Origin of the sequence: Bacillus sp. ABP14 (genome assembly GCF_001831375.1) — a bacterium.
GTDB classification, from domain to species: Bacteria; Bacillota; Bacilli; order Bacillales; family Bacillaceae_G; genus Bacillus_A; species Bacillus_A paranthracis.
Map to the genome: position 1 here is coordinate 397,044 of NZ_CP017016.1, position 17,494 is coordinate 414,537.

The 17,494-nt window shown below is 34.0% G+C and carries 13 protein-coding genes; 12 read left to right on the top strand and 1 reads right to left on the bottom strand.

Annotation, left to right across the window (positions count from 1 at the left end):
* Positions 1 to 42 precede the first annotated feature (42 nt).
* Positions 43 to 765, bottom strand: coding sequence for an amino acid ABC transporter ATP-binding protein (locus BGI23_RS02120; protein ID WP_070805133.1), 723 nt, complete (start codon positions 763 to 765; stop codon positions 43 to 45).
* 210 nt (positions 766 to 975) lie between these two features.
* On the opposite strand from BGI23_RS02120, the gene BGI23_RS02125 reads away from it, so the two are divergent.
* The 12 genes from BGI23_RS02125 (at position 976) to BGI23_RS02180 (ending at position 17,494) form a co-directional block, all read left to right on the top strand.
* Complete coding sequence (locus BGI23_RS02125) at positions 976 to 2,268, top strand: methyl-accepting chemotaxis protein (RefSeq protein WP_070805134.1); 1,293 nt, start codon at positions 976 to 978, stop codon at positions 2,266 to 2,268.
* Between the two features lie 152 nt (positions 2,269 to 2,420).
* The gene (gene argR / locus BGI23_RS02130) at positions 2,421 to 2,870 is read left to right on the top strand and encodes an arginine repressor (protein WP_000711841.1); all 450 of its coding nucleotides are present in this window, start codon (positions 2,421 to 2,423) and stop codon (positions 2,868 to 2,870) included.
* Between the two features lie 268 nt (positions 2,871 to 3,138).
* Positions 3,139 to 4,371, top strand: a complete 1,233-nt coding sequence (gene arcA / locus BGI23_RS02135; protein ID WP_070805135.1) for an arginine deiminase — start codon at positions 3,139 to 3,141, stop codon at positions 4,369 to 4,371.
* A gap of 30 nt (positions 4,372 to 4,401) precedes the next feature.
* Complete coding sequence (gene argF / locus BGI23_RS02140; protein WP_070805136.1) at positions 4,402 to 5,400, top strand: ornithine carbamoyltransferase; 999 nt, start codon at positions 4,402 to 4,404, stop codon at positions 5,398 to 5,400.
* Between the two features lie 99 nt (positions 5,401 to 5,499).
* Positions 5,500 to 6,915, top strand: coding sequence for an arginine-ornithine antiporter (gene arcD, locus BGI23_RS02145; protein ID WP_070805137.1), 1,416 nt, complete (start codon positions 5,500 to 5,502; stop codon positions 6,913 to 6,915).
* A gap of 37 nt (positions 6,916 to 6,952) precedes the next feature.
* Positions 6,953 to 7,915 (top strand): carbamate kinase, encoded by a 963-nt coding sequence (gene arcC, locus BGI23_RS02150; RefSeq protein WP_070805138.1) that lies wholly within the window; start codon positions 6,953 to 6,955, stop codon positions 7,913 to 7,915.
* A 199-nt stretch (positions 7,916 to 8,114) separates the two neighbouring features.
* Complete coding sequence (locus BGI23_RS02155; RefSeq protein WP_001081912.1) at positions 8,115 to 8,804, top strand: Crp/Fnr family transcriptional regulator; 690 nt, start codon at positions 8,115 to 8,117, stop codon at positions 8,802 to 8,804.
* 155 nt (positions 8,805 to 8,959) lie between these two features.
* The gene (locus BGI23_RS02160; protein WP_070805139.1) at positions 8,960 to 9,625 is read left to right on the top strand and encodes an ABC transporter permease; all 666 of its coding nucleotides are present in this window, start codon (positions 8,960 to 8,962) and stop codon (positions 9,623 to 9,625) included.
* Positions 9,626 to 10,021: 396 nt separating this feature from the next.
* Positions 10,022 to 11,686, top strand: coding sequence for a glycoside hydrolase family 13 protein (locus BGI23_RS02165; RefSeq protein ID WP_070805140.1), 1,665 nt, complete (start codon positions 10,022 to 10,024; stop codon positions 11,684 to 11,686).
* 206 nt (positions 11,687 to 11,892) lie between these two features.
* Positions 11,893 to 13,530: a PTS transporter subunit IIBC gene (locus tag BGI23_RS02170; RefSeq protein WP_070805141.1), complete on the top strand. Its 1,638-nt coding sequence runs from the start codon at positions 11,893 to 11,895 to the stop codon at positions 13,528 to 13,530.
* A 4-nt stretch (positions 13,531 to 13,534) separates the two neighbouring features.
* Positions 13,535 to 14,326 (top strand): endonuclease/exonuclease/phosphatase family protein, encoded by a 792-nt coding sequence (locus BGI23_RS02175; protein WP_070805142.1) that lies wholly within the window; start codon positions 13,535 to 13,537, stop codon positions 14,324 to 14,326.
* 306 nt (positions 14,327 to 14,632) lie between these two features.
* Positions 14,633 to 17,494 carry a YhgE/Pip domain-containing protein gene (locus BGI23_RS02180; protein ID WP_070805143.1) on the top strand — a complete coding sequence of 954 codons (2,862 nt, stop codon included), beginning with the start codon at positions 14,633 to 14,635 and terminating at the stop codon, positions 17,492 to 17,494.

Sequence of the window (17,494 nt, forward strand, 5' to 3'; positions counted from 1 at the left end):
ACCGTATGAATGTATTTCTTTTCGTTTGAAACAGAAGTTATATTATAAAACGTTACGTAAAAATTGTTTCGTTCGTTCATGTGATGGAGCTGAAAAGAATTGTGCTGGCGGAGCATCTTCTACAATTTTTCCATCATCCATAAAAATGACGCGATCAGCTACATCTCTTGCGAAATTCATTTCATGAGTAACAATAACCATGGTCATTCCTTCTTCAGCAAGTTCTTTCATAACTTGCAATACTTCTCCAACAAGTTCAGGGTCTAAAGCTGAGGTAGGTTCATCAAATAGCATAATTTTAGGATTCATAGCAAGAGCTCGTGCAATAGCAATACGCTGTTTTTGACCACCTGATAGGAGATGGGGCGTTACATCTGCTTTATCTTGTAGGCCGACTTTTTGCAGAAGCTGATTTCCGATTTCTTTTGCATTTGCTGCTTCTAATTTTTTTACATGAATAGGTGCTTCTATGATGTTTTCTAGTGAGGTCATATGAGGAAAGAGGTTAAAGTGCTGAAAAACCATACCGACATTTTCGCGGACTTTGTTTAAATTGGAGTGCTTGGGATCGATTTGTTCACCTTGTAAGTGAATTTCACCTTCATCGTACATTTCTAAAAAGTTAAGACAGCGAAGTAATGTACTTTTACCGGAACCACTGGCACCAATTAAAACGACAACTTCTTTTTCTTGTACTTCTAAATCAATTCCTTTTAAAACTTCAAGTGAGCCAAATGATTTTACTAGATTTCGAACCTGAATCATACAAAACCCCCAGTCAAAAATAAATTTTACAAATGTTGCCCCTTATTTCTGTTATTAGTCACAAATTGTCAGAATCCTTTATTTTTTTTAGTGGATTTGATATTCAAGGAAATAATAATTTTTTAAATCCCTATATCCTTCTATAATGAAAATATGGATAATAATATATAGGTAGTACTTATATTACTTATAAAAAGGGGGAAAGAAGAGATGGAAAAAGAAAGGAAGTCATTTTCCTTTGGCTTACGTACACAACTTATGCTATTCACTACAGTTTTAGCTTTAATTACATATTCAACAAGTATATTTTTTATTTATGTGATATATGATTATTTTCAAAGTTATGTAAGTCAAACTGCATATAATATTATCGTTATGTTATTAGGGGTAGTATGGTCTGGAATTTTAGCATATGGAGCAGCGGTATTTTTAATTAAACCGCTTCGAAAGTTAGAGGAGGCGGCGAGAAAAGCAGCTGAAGGAGATATTCGTGAAGATGTTCCATTACCAAAGACTGATGATGAAATTAAATCTTTAAGTGTTGCATTTAATATGATGCTAGGGAACTTAAGGGGCATGGTAAAAAATATTGATACAACATTTTCGTATACAAATAATCAAGTACAGCAAATTAGAAAACAAACAGGCGAAGCAACGAAACAAGCACAAGGTGTTTCTGAAACACTTGCAGAGATTTCTTCTGGAGCTGAGCAATCAGCGGCGTCCATTCAGGCAATTGTTTCTGCTGTTGATACCACAACTTCTATTGCAAGTGAAGTAGAAGAGAAAGCGAAACAATCTGATGAGTTGTCTTCAGAAATGGTTCAAGCTTTGGGGCATAGTACTCGTGTCTTTACGTCTTTAATTCATGGTATTCAAACATTGGCGAAAGAAAATGAAGATTCAATGCAAAATGTACAGAAGTTAGAGGAAAGAATGAAACAAGTAGAACACATTGTATCTGTTGTGAGTGAGATTGCTAGCCAAACGAATTTATTAGCACTTAATGCTTCTATTGAGGCTGCTCGTGCTGGAGAGCATGGACGGGGCTTTGCCGTTGTAGCTGAAGAAGTACGTAAACTTGCAGATGAAAGTGACCATTCTGCAAGAAATATATCGCAGTTATTACGAAATATGCAAGAGGAAGTGCAACAAGTTGCAACGAAAATGACAGAACAAGTGAAAATAGCTAAAGAAGAGGCGAAACGTGGGGAAGCTACCGAATTAATTTTAAAAGAAATGTCATCAAGTGTTATGGAAGTAGCGGATGCAACGAAGCAAATTAGTAGCTATATGAATGAACAAGTGAGTCACATTCATCAAACAGGTGCACAGACGAAGGCTGTAGCAGCAATTGCTGAGGAAACATCAGCTGGTTCACAAGAAGTGGCGCGTGTGACGTTGCAACAATCTAAAAATATGGTAGTAATTGATCAATTATTAAAGGATTTAGAGCAACAAGCAGAGAACTTGAAACAAACAATTGAACGATTTTCAATGTAAAAGAGAAGAACAGAATACTGTTCTTCTCTTTTTTAGCTAGATTTAATATCTATAGTTAAAAGATATAAACTATGAACGTTTCCGCAACATTCTTTTCTGTCCCTTTCGGATGAAAATTATAGCGAGCTATAATATTAAAAGGGGTGTCTTTTATGAAAAAAGAAAAAAGACAACGATTAATTAAACAATTTGTAAAAGAGTATGAAATAGAGAAACAAGAAAGATTAGTAGAATTGTTAGCAAAAAAGGATGTATTAGTAACACAAGCTACGGTTTCTCGAGATATTCGTGAGTTAAACTTAACGAAGGTACCTTCTCAAGAAGGATTGATGATATATAAAATTTTCTCAGAAGAGCATTTACAAACTGATATAAAGTTAAAGAAAAAATTACGAGAGGTTGTTGTGAAAATCGATTGTGTAGATCAATTAATGGTTATTAAAACATTACCTGGAAATGCACATGTTATTGGTGTTTTGTTTGATGAGTTAGATTGGAAAGAAAAAATAGGATGTATATGTGGAAATGATACATGCCTTATAATTTCTCAGTCGAAATCAGATAGGGAGGTTTTAGAAGAAAGATTAAATTTAATTCTTTAGATGCAAAATCCTGTTTTTAATTTTTATTAAAAACAGGATTTTTGTGTAAATACGGAAGTTAAATATTCAACATATATGCGTAATATATGTATTTTTTATTAAAAAATCAGGATGGATTATTATAAAAATACAAATTAATATGATTTTAAAAAAATAACTTGTTTAATATTTCACAATGATAATGTGGATGATTTCACAAAGATGAAAGCGTGTAGCATTTATTATGTACTTGTAAGACATCAAACATATTTAAAAGGAGGTACAACAAATGAAGCATCCGATACATGTTACTTCAGAAATTGGGGAGTTACAAACGGTTTTATTAAAACGACCTGGTAAAGAAGTGGAAAACTTAACACCAGATTATTTGCAGCAATTATTATTTGACGATATTCCATACTTACCAATTATTCAAAAAGAGCATGATTATTTTGCACAAACGTTACGCAATCGGGGTGTTGAAGTTCTTTATTTAGAAAAACTAGCCGCTGAGGCGTTAGTAGATAAAAAACTTCGAGAAGAATTTGTTGATCGTATTTTAAAAGAAGGACAGGCCGACGTAAATGTTGCACATCAAACTTTAAAAGAATATTTACTTTCCTTTTCAAATGAAGAATTAATTCAAAAAATTATGGGTGGTGTACGGAAAAATGAAATTGAAACAAGTAAGAAGACACATTTATATGAATTAATGGAAGATCACTATCCGTTTTACTTAGATCCAATGCCTAATTTATATTTTACTCGTGATCCAGCAGCTAGTGTGGGCGATGGCTTAACGATAAATAAGATGAGAGAACCAGCGCGTAGACGTGAATCATTATTCATGGAGTACATCATTAAATATCATCCAAGATTTGTAAAACATAATGTACCAATCTGGTTAGATCGTGATTATAAATTTCCAATTGAAGGTGGCGACGAGCTAATTTTAAATGAAGAAACAATTGCGATTGGAGTATCTGCTCGTACTTCAGCTAAAGCAATTGAACGTTTAGCCAAAAATCTCTTTAGTCGACAAAATAAAATTAAGAAAGTGTTAGCAATAGAAATTCCAAAATGCCGGGCATTTATGCATTTAGATACAGTATTTACAATGGTTGATTATGACAAGTTTACAATTCATCCAGCTATTCAAGGGCCAAAAGGGAATATGAATATTTATATTTTAGAAAAAGGACCAGATGAGGAAACCCTCAAAATTACACATCGTACTTCTTTAATGGAAACATTAAAAGAAGTATTAGGCTTAAGTGAATTAGTTCTTATTCCATGTGGAGGAGGAGATGTAATTGCTTCTGCTCGTGAACAATGGAATGATGGCTCGAATACATTAGCAATCGCGCCAGGTGTAGTTGTTACATATGATCGCAACTATGTATCTAATACGTTATTACGGGAACACGGTATAGAAGTGATTGAGGTGCTAAGTTCGGAATTATCTCGTGGTCGTGGGGGTCCACGTTGCATGAGTATGCCAATTGTTCGTAAAGATATTTAGTATAAATAACGGAGAAAGTAGGGATGAAGTATGTTAATGACTAGACCAAATTTAAAAGGAAGAAGCTTTCTAGCAGAAAAAGATTTTACACAAGAAGAATTGTTATATTTTCTAGATTTGGCAGCAGAATTAAAAGAGAAAAAGAAAAATGGTATCCCGCATCATTATTTAGAAGGTAAAAATGTGGCACTCTTATTTGAAAAAACTTCCACTCGTACGCGTTGTGCATTTACAGTAGCATGTACAGATTTAGGAGCGAATCCTGAATATTTAGGGAAAGGTGATATTCAGCTTGGGAAAAAAGAATCTGTAGAGGATACAGCAAAAGTATTAGGGCGTATGTTTGACGGAATTGAGTTTCGTGGATTTAATCATGAAACTGTAGAATCTTTAGCACAAAATTCTGGTGTGCCGGTTTGGAATGGATTAACAGATATGTGGCATCCAACACAAACACTAGCAGATTTATTAACAATTAGAGAACATGTAGGGAAATTGAAAAATGTGAAGCTCGTTTACGTTGGAGATGGACGAAATAATGTTGCTAATAGCTTACTAGTTGGTGGCGCAATCGTTGGAATGGATGTACGTATTTGTACACCGGAAACTTTATGGCCTGCACAAGAAGTAATAGATTTAGCAAAAAAATATAATGAACAGGTAATGATAACAAGTAATGTGGAAGAAGCTGTTGCGAATGCAGATGTAATTTATACAGATGTATGGGTGTCTATGGGGGAAGAAGAAAAATTTGCTGAACGTGTCGAGTTATTGAAACCTTATCAAGTAAATATGAAAATGATTAAAGAAACAGGGAATGAAAACGTGATTTTCTTACATTGTTTACCTGCATTTCATGATGTCGAAACAATGTATGGCGAAGAAGTTTATGAGAAATATGGGTTGAAAGAAATGGAGGTAACTGACGAAGTATTCCGCAGTAAACATTCAAAAGTATTTGATCAAGCTGAAAATAGAATGCATACAATTAAAGCGGTTATGGCAGCTACTTTAGGAAACATGGAGTAAAGAAGAAAGGGAGTCTTCCTTTCTTCTTTCTCCTCCTTTAGACACTATCATTCACTATTGCTTTTGTATTGTTATTGCAATTAAAGAGAGGTGAGTGGAATGGGTGAAGATAAGAAACTAGGGTTGTTTACATTAACGGCTCTTGTAGTGGGGTCTATGATTGGCGGTGGAGCCTTTAATTTAGCGAGTGATATGGCAAAAGGTGCTGGAGCTGGAGCCATTATTATTGGCTGGGTTATAACAGGAATTGGGATGATTGCACTTGGATTATCTTTTCAAAATCTAACTGTAAAACGGCCAGATTTAGATGGTGGTATTTTTAGCTATGCAAAAGCAGGTTTTGGTAATTTTATGGGGTTTAATAGTGCGTGGGGATACTGGCTATCTGCTTGGCTTGGGAATGTAGCTTACGGCACATTATTGTTTTCTTCATTAGGGTATTTCTTCCCGATCTTTGAAGGCGGGCAAAATGTAGCGTCCATTGTTGGTGCGAGCGTATTATTATGGTGTGTTCACATGTTAATTTTACGTGGAGTTCAATCAGCAGCACTTGTGAATTTAGTAACTACAATCGCAAAATTAGTGCCTGTATTTGTATTTATTGTCATAGGAATCTTCACGTTTCATATTGATATGTTTTTAGATGGATTTTGGGGGCAAACTGGTTCTTTTTCATGGGGAGCAGTTGGCAGCCAAGTTAAAAGTACAATGCTTGTAACTTTATGGGTATTTATTGGGGTAGAAGGTGCTGTTGTTTTATCCAGTCGGGCAAAAAATAGAAGTGATGTAGGGAAAGCAACGGTTATTGGCTTAATTGGTACACTCATCATTTACATTTTAATCACATTATTGTCTCTTGGACTTATGCAGCAAGCAGATATTGCTGGTTTGAAAAATCCGGCTATGGCTTATTTATTTGAAAGTGTTGTTGGAAAATGGGGTGCTATCTTTATTAATTTAGGTTTAGTCATCTCTGTATTAGGTGCTTGGTTAGGTTGGACTTTGCTCGCTTCTGAAATTCCATATTTAGCGGCTAAAGATGGAGTATTTCCAAAATGGTTCGCAAAAGAAAATAAAAATAAAGCTCCAGTAAATTCATTATGGATCACAAATGGTTTAATTCAAATGTTCTTGTTAACATTCGTCGTTTCTGATCAGGCGTATAACTTTGCATTCTCTTTAGCATCTTCAGCTATTTTAATTCCATATGCTTTTTCAGCATTTTATCAACTGAAGCATAGCTTAAAGTCTGAGGAAGTAGATCGAAATAAAAATATAGTAATTGGCTTGATAGCAAGTATTTATGGCGTTTGGTTAGTTTATGCAGCTGGTTTAGAGTATCTATTATTAACAATGACTTTATATGCGCCAGGTATTTTTATTTTTTACAATGTTCAAAAGCAAAAGAGTTCGAAGCGAATATTTACTCGAGTGGAATTAGCGTCATCCGTAGCAATTGGTGCTTTAGCATTTTTTGCGATTTATGGATTAATTACAGGCAGCATTACTTTATAAAGCTCTGTGAAAACGAAATAAACTGGAGGGCTGAAATATGGCACGAAGAAAAATTGTAGTTGCACTAGGGGGAAATGCGATACAGTCTGGAAAAGCTACTGCGGGAGCGCAGCAAGAAGCGTTGGAAAAAACGGCGGAACAACTTGTAAAAATAATGGAAAATGATGTAGATATAGTAATTGCACATGGAAATGGCCCACAAGTGGGGAATATTTTATTGCAGCAAAAAGCTGCAGAAACGGAAAAGACACCTGCAATGCCATTAGATACTTGTGGGGCAATGAGCCAAGGAATGATTGGATATTGGATGGAAAATGCGATTGAAAAGGCATTGAAAAAACGGAATATAAAAAAAGATGTAGCAACGGTTATAACACGCGTTGTTGTGGATAAAAAAGATGAGGCATTTAAAAATCCAACTAAACCAATTGGTCCTTTTTATACAGAAGAAGAGGCCAGAAGATTAATGGAAGAAACAAAAGCAGTGTTTAAAGAAGATGCGGGTAGAGGGTGGAGACGTGTTGTTCCATCACCGAAGCCTGTAAGTATTCATGAACATAAAGTGATTAATTCTTTGGTGGAAGATGGAAATATAGTGATAGCTGTTGGTGGTGGTGGAATTCCAGTAATTGATTCTGAAGAAGGACTAAAAGGAACTGAAGCGGTTATCGATAAAGATTTCGCTGCGCAGAAATTAGCAGAATTAGTAGATGCCGATACGCTCGTTATTTTAACTGCAGTTGATCATGTGTATGTAAATTATAATCAACCGAATCAAAAAAAATTAGAGCATGTCACAGTGAATCAATTAGAAGAATACATTGAGGAACAGCAATTTGCTGCGGGAAGTATGCTTCCAAAAATTGAAGCTGCTATCAATTTTGTTAATACAAATCCAGAACGAAAAACAATTATTACGTCTTTAGAAAAAGTATATGAAGCATTAGAAGAAAAAGCTGGTACTATTATTTCAAAACAGAATGTATGCATGTATGTTTAAGTAATTATGTACGCTACTTATTAGTAAAAAGAATGAAGTTAGTAACTTCATTCTTTTTATTTATTAATATTTTTTGTGCTCATTGTTCATAAAGTTTTCATGATGCAATCCAAATATATAAGTTAATTATGATAAAATTCAACTTGAATACGCTTTCTTGATTTTTCGATCCAACATACAGCAAGAGAGAGGGAATTTTATGAATAGACGCAACGTAGTTAAAGACTTAAAGCAGTTTGAATTATTTGCTCATTTAACAGAAAAGAAATTGAAAGGTTTGACGGAGTTTGTCTATTGGCGAACTTATAAAAAGGGTCAATTTTTATTTTTAGAAGGGGATTCAAGAGAAAGAATTTACTTCATGTTAGATGGATTTGTAAAGTTAGAGCGGGTAAATCAAAGTGGGAATTTATTATATGATGACTATGTAAAGAGGTATTCTATTTTTCCTTATGGTGGTATGTTTACAGACAGAGGATATAACTATACGGCAGAAGCGATGACAGATGTAGAGGTCTATTATATTCCGACAGTAATTTTTGAAGATATGGTGAAATCTAGTAGGACACAATTAATGTATGTTGTTCAGCAATTATCATCGATATTAAAGCTAAACGAAAATCGAGTACAAAATATTACAATTCCTAATGCACAAGATCGGGTCATTCAAACATTAAATTATTTAATGCAGGATTTAGGAGAACAGAGTGGCGAAACGATTGTAATTTCCTGCCCACTTACAACAATTGAAATATCGAAAATATCTGGTACGTCTCGAGAGACGGTTAGTAGCGTATTAAAACAATTAAAAAATGATAGTATTGTTACAATTCTAGATAAAAAAATTACAATACATAATCCAACATATTTTGAGGAAATCTCTATGTGAAAATTGTAGATTGATTTTTTAATTCATATTGTATATTAATAAGGTTCTTTATATATTTATAAGGAACTTTTTTACGTTATCCTCTATAAAAAGATTGTATAGTATAGTAATAATGGCTAAAATCGATAATAAAAACAAAGTGAAGGGGAGAAGGAATGATTCGCATTGAGTATGATCGATTAGTAGCTATTTTTTACAGTATAGGGGTTTTATTATTATTAAAAATTCCAAATGATAATGAATTAATAGGGGAAAAGCTATTTAATCTCTATAAGGTTCCGATACATACGGATATTTATATGAATTACAAAGTTTCAAATATATTGATTGTTTCTTTCTTACTACATGTAATTGCATTTATATTATTTTTAAAATGGCTAGGAAAAAAGGAGCCTAGTACATTTAGAAAAATGAATAAGATAAAAGTAGTAGGTATTAGTATTTTGATTTTAATGATGCCGTTTATTTTAAATAACATCCTCCAGACATTGAATAAAACATGGTACTACGCAGGAAAAACAGGCTTAGAAGCAATAGAATATAAAAAAGATGATAGCCAGTGTAGAATGGAGAAAAATGGAGAGGATATCGAACGAAAGTGCATTGTTACTTTAAAAAATTATCGTAATCATTCACAAGCATTAAAAGTTGTTTTATATGAGGATTCAAAAAGTTATCCAGTACCAAATCCAATCTATTTACAAAAATATGAGACAAAGCAAGTCGAATTTCAAATTCCTGTTGTTTATAGTAGCGGTATTGAAAAAGATGAAGTTCCAAATATTAAAATACATTCATTGCATGAAAATGATACGAAATAAAATTAATCTGTAAGTAAAAGTTTATGAGTAGGAGCAATAATTTGAAACGATATAGAAAATCACCTTGAATCATCCGACATGCTACGAGGCAATAGCATATTGGATGATTTTTTATTTTATCCCCTTTTTACGTATGAAAAGGTGGGATACAAAAGAGAAAAATTTTCGTAACTATGATGTAAGCTTCTTAACCGAAATGGTATACGACGTTCACGTGCGTGGACAAGAGCCGTTGAGGAATGAGATTTGCCTTTGTGAGAAATAAATAAAGCATAAGAATAAAGAAACTACATAGAGTTCAATGAAAACAGTTGCAAACTATTCATATTTTGTTATGATAGTGTTACGAAAACGTTTGCATAAAATTATGATGAGATGCAAAAGGAGAGAATGACTATGAATAAGACATGGTGGAAAGAAGCGGTTGCTTATCAAATTTATCCACGTAGCTTTATGGATTCAAATGGCGATGGTATTGGAGATTTACAAGGTATTATTGCGAAACTGGATTATTTAAAAGATTTAGGAATAGATGTAATTTGGATTTGTCCAATGTATAAGTCACCTAATGATGATAATGGTTATGACATTAGTGATTATCAAGATATTATGGATGAGTTTGGTACGATGGAAGACTTTGATGCTTTACTAGATGAAGTTCATAAACGTGATATGAAGCTTATTATTGATTTAGTTATTAATCATACAAGTGATGAACATCCATGGTTTATTGAGTCTCGTTCATCTAAAGACAATCCGAAGCGTGATTGGTATATTTGGCATGATGGTAAAGATGGTGCGGAACCAAACAACTGGGAAAGTATTTTTAATGGTTCGGCATGGGAATATGATGAAGTAACAGGACAATATTATTTACACTTATTCTCGCGTAAACAACCAGATTTAAACTGGGAGAATAAAGAAGTTCGAGAAGTGCTATACGATACAGTTAATTGGTGGCTTGATAAAGGAATTGATGGTTTCCGAGTAGATGCAATCAGCCATATTAAAAAAGAAGACGGCTTTAAAGATATGCCAAATCCAAAAGGACTAAAGTATGTTCCATCTTTTGATAAACATATGAATGTGGATGGTATTCAACCGTTATTAGAAGAATTAAAAGAAAATACGTTTTCTAAGTACGATATTATGACTGTTGGTGAAGCGAATGGCGTTAAGATTGAAGATGCTGAGCTTTGGGTTGGAGAAGAGCAAGGTAAGTTCAATATGGTATTCCAATTCGAACATTTAAGTTTATGGGATGCAGAAAAGAAGAAAGATCTTGATGTTGTAGGGCTGAAAAAGGTATTAACGAAATGGCAAAAAGGGTTAGAAAATAAAGGATGGAATGCTTTATATATTGAGAATCACGATAAGCCGCGTATCGTTTCAACTTGGGGAGATGATAAACAATATTGGCGTGAAAGTGCAACGGCTCTAGGCGCAATGTACTTCTTTATGCATGGTACACCGTTTATTTATCAAGGGCAAGAAATTGGGATGACAAATGTCCAATTACCAAAAGTTGAAGATTACGATGATGTTGCAACTAAAAATTTATATCGTGAGAAAATTGCAGAGGGCGTATCCCATCAAGATATGATGGAAATTATATGGGCTTCTTGCCGCGATAATTCACGTACACCTATGCAGTGGAACGATGAGATGAATGCTGGCTTCACAACAGGTGCACCTTGGTTTAGTATAAATCAAAACTACAAAGAGATTAATGTTGAAAAGCAGAAAAATGAAGAAAACTCTATTTTCAATTTCTATAAGAAAATGATTGCCTTGAAAAAAGAGCACGATGTACTGAATTACGGTACGTACGATTTACTTTTAGAAGATGATCCGCAAATTTATGCATATACTCGTACATTAAACGATGAAAAAATCGTTGTAATTAGTAATATCTCAAAAGAGGAAGCTGTATATAATGAGGGTTTATTTGCACTAGAACGCAAACGTTTGCTTTTAAATAACTACGAAGTTGCGGAACATGAACCAGTAACTACAATCACGTTAAAGCCTTATGAAACAAGGGTTTATCGCATTTCATAATAAAAAAGGATGCTCCTAGAGCATCTTTTTTTATGAAAAAAAATAAATTTCTATTGCAAAGTGAAAACGCTTTTATTAAAATAGATTTATGAAAACGGTTGCGTAAAGGATAAAAACAAATTAAAATGAGGAATCGTTTTCATAAAGGGAACAGAAATTATAATTTAAATCATTATGTTGTTATAAATAAAGGGGAGGAAGAACAGATGAAAATTACGTCTTTTGATTTTTGGCAAAAGTTCGGGAAAGCGTTATTAGTTGTTGTAGCTGTAATGCCAGCAGCTGGTTTAATGATTTCTATCGGTAAGTTAATTGGAATGTCTGCTGGGGATATTAACGCAGTTCATACAATCGCTCGCGTAATGGAAGACATCGGTTGGGCAATTATTACTAATCTACACATCTTATTCGCAGTAGCAATTGGGGGATCTTGGGCGAAAGATCGCGCAGGTGGTGCATTTGCAGCGCTATTAGCATTCGTCTTAACAAACAGAATTACAGGAGCTATATTTGGCGTAAACGCTGAAATGTTAGCGGATTCAAAAGCGAAAGTTTCTTCAGTATTAGCAGGGGACTTAATTGTAAAAGATTACTTTACTTCTGTACTTGGTGCACCAGCATTAAACATGGGGGTTTTCGTAGGGATTATCACAGGTTTCTTAGGAGCTACTTTATATAACAAATATTATAACTATAACAAACTGCCACAAGCATTAGCATTCTTTAACGGAAAACGATTCGTACCATTTGTTGTAATTGTTTGGTCTACAGTAACTGCAATTGTATTATCACTTTTATGGCCATTCATCCAAAGTGGATTAAATGAATTTGGTCGCTGGATTGCAGCTTCAAAAGATAGTGCACCAATTGTTGCACCATTTGTATATGGAACGTTAGAACGTTTACTATTACCATTCGGTTTACACCATATGTTAACAATTCCGATGAACTATACTGAGCTAGGTGGAACATATACGATGTTAACTGGTTCGAAAATTGGACAAGTTGTAGCAGGACAAGATCCTTTATGGCTTGCATGGATTACAGATTTAAATAACTTATTAGCAAATGGAGATACAAAAGCATATAACGATCTATTAAATAATGTTGTACCAGCTCGTTTCAAAGCTGGACAAGTTATCGGTTCAACAGCAGCATTAATGGGTATTGCTTTCGCGATGTTCCGTAATGTTGATAAAGAAAAACGTGCAAAATATAAACCAATGTTCTTATCAGCAGCATTAGCAGTATTCTTAACAGGTGTAACAGAACCAATTGAATTCATGTTCATGTTTATTGCTCCAGTATTATATGTTGTATATGCAATTACAACAGGACTTGCATTCGCATTAGCAGATTTAATTAACTTACGTGTTCACGCATTCGGATTCATTGAGTTAATTACTCGTACACCGATGATGGTTAATGCAGGATTAACTAGAGATTTAATCAATTTCGTTATCGTTTCATTAGTATTCTTCGGTCTGAACTTTACATTATTCAATTTCTTAATTAAAAAGTTCAACTTACCAACACCAGGACGTGCAGGTAACTATATTGATAATGAAGATGAGTCATCAGAGGGAACAGGAAATGTACAAGATGGTTCATTAGCAACAAAAGTTATTGATTTATTAGGTGGAAAAGAAAATATTGCTGACGTAGATGCTTGTATGACTCGTTTACGTGTAACAGTAAAAGATTTAGATGTTGTTGCACCAGAAGCGCAATGGAAACAAAATGGTGCTTTAGGACTGATCGTAAAAGATAAAGGTGTACAAGCGGTATATGGCCCGAAAGCTGACGTATTAAAGTCAGACATTCAAGATATGTTAGGTGCGTAATAATATGAAATTGCTAACTTTAAACTGTCACTCTTGGCAAGAAGAAAATCAAATAGAAAAGATAAAATATCTTGCTAAAGTCATTCAAGAAGAAGAGTACGATGTTATCGCATTGCAAGAAGTAAGTCAGTCGATAGGAGCTAAAAATGTATGCGGTAACAAGAAAGAAGATAATTTTGGACTTTTACTATTAGAAGAGTTAAAAGCGTTACATGTAAAAGATTACAATATTACTTGGGATTTCTCTCATATTGGTTATGATGTGTATGAAGAAGGATTAGCGATTATAACGAAGCATAATGTTGTAAAAGAAGATACGTTCTTTATTTCAGAAAATAAGGATACAACGTATTGGAAAACACGCAAAATTGTAAGTGCAACAATTGCTTACAATGGTAAGAACATCACGTTTTACTCTTGCCACCTCGGTTGGTGGAATGATGAAGAAGAATCATTTAAAGATCAAGTGAATCGTTTGATGGAGCGTGTAGATAGCAATGAACTTTCCTTCTTAATGGGTGATTTTAATAATAACGCTCGTTTGCAAGGAGAGGGTTATGAATATATGATGCAAGAAGGTTTGTACGACACATATGAATTAGCAATAGAGAAGGATGAGGGAACAACTGTCCAAGGTGAGATTGCTGGTTGGGATGAAAATAAACATAATTTACGAATCGATCTAATATTGTGTAACCGAAGTGAAAAAGTTCGTTCTTCAAAAGTCGTTTTTAATGGTACAAACCGAAATGTAATTTCAGATCATTTCGGTGTAGAAGTACAAGTAGATATATAATAGAAGAAATCCTCACAGATGATGAAAAGCTGTGAGGATTTTTTTGAGGAATACAAGTATTTCCAAGAGAAAATACTTGTATTTTTTATGACATTTCCTATATATTTGTTATTATTGAATGTAAAACCGATTTGGTCATTTTGTATTCATACTTTGACTTACTTCGTTATATAATGTAGTAAGTCAAAGTTAATGGGAAAAAATAGTTCGTTTTTGGTTAATCCACGATGTAGAAAGTGATATAATTGCAAAATGTATGTATCATTTTCTAAAGAAGGAAAAATATATAATTAGGTGATAACTTCTATGAAACAAATTTGGCGTATTTATAAGACAGATTTACGGAATGTAGCCAAACATTGGGCTGCAATTGTTATTGTTGTAGGGTTAATGATTTTACCATCGTTATATGCATGGTTTAACATTAAAGCTTCTTGGGATCCGTATGGAAATACAAAAGAGGTTCCCATTGCAGTTTCTAACCAAGATGCAGGCTCTAATTTAAGAGGGAAAGATATTAATATCGGGGACGAGATTGTAGATTCCCTTAAGAAAAACAAAAATCTTGGCTGGAAATTTGTAGATGAAAAACAAGCAATTTACGGAGTTGAACGTGGGGATTACTATGCAAGCATTACAATCCCAAAAGACTTCTCTGAAAAGATTGCAACTGTTCTGGATGAAAATCCACAGAAACCAGAACTTGATTACTATGTAAATGAAAAGGTAAACGCGATTGCACCGAAAATTACAGCAAAAGGTGCATCAGGTATTACAGAAGAAATTAGTAAAAACTTTGTTAAAACAGCGAACGGTGAGATTTTTAAAATCTTCAATGACCTTGGAATCGATTTAGAAACAAACTTACCAAGTATTGAGAAAGTAAAAGATCTTGTATTTAAGTTAGAAGCGCAGTTCCCAGAAATGAATACACTGATGGATAAGGCGTTAGATGATGCGACTCGAGCAGAGGATGTTGTGAAAGTAGCGCAGAAAGAATTGCCGGTTGTGGAAAGTGTTATTAATGATGGTCAAGAAGCGTTAGGGAATTTAGATAAATTCTTTGCAAGACAAGATCAAACATTGAAAAATGCTCCAGGGACGATAAGAAATGATTTAGTAGCAGCAAAAGGTGTTATGGATAGTGCAGCTGCATTTACTGATTTTCTAATGAATCCAGGTGTAGAATTAAATATTCCTGACTTGTCTGGAATGAATGGATTACCTGAATTCCCAGCGAGACCGGATCTTTCTAAGTTGAATAGTGATGGTTATAAGAGTATAGCGCAAAGTATTAATCAAACAGTAAATAATGTTTTAAGTTCATCACGTGCAGGAACAGCTTATGGGAAAAGTGTTTTAAATGGCTTACAAAATGGCCAATTTGACCCTGAACAAGCAAAGAAAGATTTAAATTCGGTATCAGATAAATTGCAGACTGGTACAGATGGTATTTCATATCTTATTAATTTCTTTACTGAACTTCAGGACTCAGCGACGACTGATTTTGGTCAAAGCTTTTTCAAAGGGCGAGTGGGTCACTTAACTAATGTTAAAAAAGGTATGGAAAATGCAAACAATGGTATTAAAGATATTGTAAATGTTATCGGTACAGGACAAGAAGTAAAGAAAGATGTAACAGATGTAGCGAATCAAAAATTAGATGCAGCAAATGGATTAATTGATCAAGCAGAAAAAGATTACAATGAAACATTTGTAGCAGATTATAAAAAAGCAGTTAGCACAGTAGATCAAGCTAAAGTTGATGCAAATGCAGCATATGACAATGCAAAAGCAGATTACGATAAGGCAAAAAATGGCCTTGAAGGTGCAAAAGCAGATTTACAAAAAGCAAAAGAAGATGTACAAAACAGAGGTATTAACGGTTTAGATTCAACGAAAGTAGCTTTAAATAGTTTAAATGGTCAGTTCCAATCTGGAATCGGTTTAATCGATGATATGATCCCTGTTCTAGAAAGCACAAATAAGGTTTTAGCAGATGTAAATAGTGATAAAAATCTTAATAATGGAATTGCAAAATTAAATAAAGCGAAAAGTAGTCTGCAAAAAGGTGTAGATGCAACGAATAAGGGAATTACACTTCTTAACAATGGACAGAAACCTACAAAAGATGTAATTGAAAGTATTAACAACGCAGCGAAGGGCGGATCAGCTCAGTTAACAGATGTATTATCGACGTATGATTCAGAAATTGTACCTAATTTCAATACAGCAATTGCTCGTACGAAAGAGATGTCTAAAAACACATCTCAAATTTTAAAAGAAGCAGACAAAAAGCTTCCGGATGTTAAAAAATTACTAGAAGATTCATCAAAAGGCTTAGTAGATGGTAAAAAGAAATTAGCAGATATTAAAGCTGAAATGCCAGCTACTGAGAAAAAGATTAAAGAATTGGCAGATAAAATTCGTGATTTTGAATCTGAAGAGGATTTAAAAGATATCATACGCTTATTGAAAAACGATGTTGAGAAGCAAAGTGATTATTTTGCGAATCCAGTAAATTTAAAAGAGAATAAATTATTTGCAATGCCGAACTACGGTTCAGCAATGTCACCATTCTATACAGTGCTTGCATTATGGGTAGGCGCATTATTAATGGTTTCATTATTAACAGTAGAAGTACATGAAGAGGGCGCGAATTATAAGAGCCATGAAATTTACTTCGGACGTTTATTAACATTCTTAACGATAGGTCTTTCACAAGCGTTTATCGTATCAATGGGAGATATATTCTTACTCGGTACGTACGTAGTCGATAAGTTCTGGTTTGTATTATTTAGTTTATTTATTGGTGGAGTCTTCGTTTGTATCGTATACTCACTCGTTTCTATTTTCGGAAACGTAGGGAAATCGATGGCGATCATTTTACTTGTACTACAAGTAGCAGGGTCGGGCGGAACATTCCCAATTCAAATGACACCGAAATTCTTCCAAGCAATTTATCCGTTCTTACCGTTCACATATGCAATTAGTGCAATTCGTGAAACAGTAGGCGGAATGCTGTGGGATATTGTAACGCGAGATTTACTTGTATTAAGTGCTTTCGTAGTAGTTATGATTGTTGCTGCGTTATTACTGAAAACACCAATTAACAAATCGAGTGAAAAATTCGTTGAGAACGCAAAAGGAAGTAAAATCATTCACTAA

What these genes read in the sequence shown, in the direction of transcription:
- BGI23_RS02120 (WP_070805133.1), bottom strand. Translation starts at nt 765, where the DNA reads ATGATTCAGGTTCGAAATCTAGTAAAATCATTTGGCTCACTTGAAGTT.
- BGI23_RS02125 (WP_070805134.1), top strand. Translation starts at nt 976, where the DNA reads ATGGAAAAAGAAAGGAAGTCATTTTCCTTTGGCTTACGTACACAACTT.
- argR (WP_000711841.1), top strand. Translation starts at nt 2,421, where the DNA reads ATGAAAAAAGAAAAAAGACAACGATTAATTAAACAATTTGTAAAAGAG.
- arcA (WP_070805135.1), top strand. Translation starts at nt 3,139, where the DNA reads ATGAAGCATCCGATACATGTTACTTCAGAAATTGGGGAGTTACAAACG.
- argF (WP_070805136.1), top strand. Translation starts at nt 4,402, where the DNA reads ATGTTAATGACTAGACCAAATTTAAAAGGAAGAAGCTTTCTAGCAGAA.
- arcD (WP_070805137.1), top strand. Translation starts at nt 5,500, where the DNA reads ATGGGTGAAGATAAGAAACTAGGGTTGTTTACATTAACGGCTCTTGTA.
- arcC (WP_070805138.1), top strand. Translation starts at nt 6,953, where the DNA reads ATGGCACGAAGAAAAATTGTAGTTGCACTAGGGGGAAATGCGATACAG.
- BGI23_RS02155 (WP_001081912.1), top strand. Translation starts at nt 8,115, where the DNA reads ATGAATAGACGCAACGTAGTTAAAGACTTAAAGCAGTTTGAATTATTT.
- BGI23_RS02160 (WP_070805139.1), top strand. Translation starts at nt 8,960, where the DNA reads ATGATTCGCATTGAGTATGATCGATTAGTAGCTATTTTTTACAGTATA.
- BGI23_RS02165 (WP_070805140.1), top strand. Translation starts at nt 10,022, where the DNA reads ATGAATAAGACATGGTGGAAAGAAGCGGTTGCTTATCAAATTTATCCA.
- BGI23_RS02170 (WP_070805141.1), top strand. Translation starts at nt 11,893, where the DNA reads ATGAAAATTACGTCTTTTGATTTTTGGCAAAAGTTCGGGAAAGCGTTA.
- BGI23_RS02175 (WP_070805142.1), top strand. Translation starts at nt 13,535, where the DNA reads ATGAAATTGCTAACTTTAAACTGTCACTCTTGGCAAGAAGAAAATCAA.
- BGI23_RS02180 (WP_070805143.1), top strand. Translation starts at nt 14,633, where the DNA reads ATGAAACAAATTTGGCGTATTTATAAGACAGATTTACGGAATGTAGCC.